This window comes from Desulfurellaceae bacterium (genome assembly GCA_021296095.1).
Classification (GTDB): Bacteria; Desulfobacterota; Binatia; order Bin18; family Bin18; genus JAAXHF01.
On the sequence record JAGWBB010000047.1, the window covers coordinates 1 to 353 of the forward strand.

Sequence of the window (353 nt, forward strand, 5' to 3'; positions counted from 1 at the left end):
CTCTTCTACCAAATCCCCCACCGCGCCAACCTGTTCCACGATACATGTCTGCGCACGGAGGATTTTGTACTGGTCGGCGTACCATTTTTGGACCAGGTCTGTTTCGTCATACGGGGCCTGGGGATGGTGGCGCGGGGGATATTTTCTCCTCCAGGCGTTGGGAAAGTTCTGCTTGCAGCGGTCATATTCCCCCACCGTTTCTATCGCTTTGGTTGCGATACGATGGACTCTTTTGATCCCTTCAACGGGAACCCCCGCATATTCCAGCAGATCCAACGCCGCCTCACTCTGGAGGAGATCCGTGATCACCTCGCAGTGTTGTTGGCTCCCAGCCATACTGGTTGAAGTAGCCG

The 353-nt window shown here is 55.5% G+C and carries 1 protein-coding gene; it reads right to left on the reverse strand.

What is annotated here, in order from left to right; translation table 11 throughout:
- Positions 1-276, reverse strand: a 276-nt coding sequence (locus J4F42_12560; protein MCE2486340.1) for a hypothetical protein, incomplete at its 3' end; no start/stop codon positions are given.
- Positions 277-353: the final 77 nt, after the last annotated feature.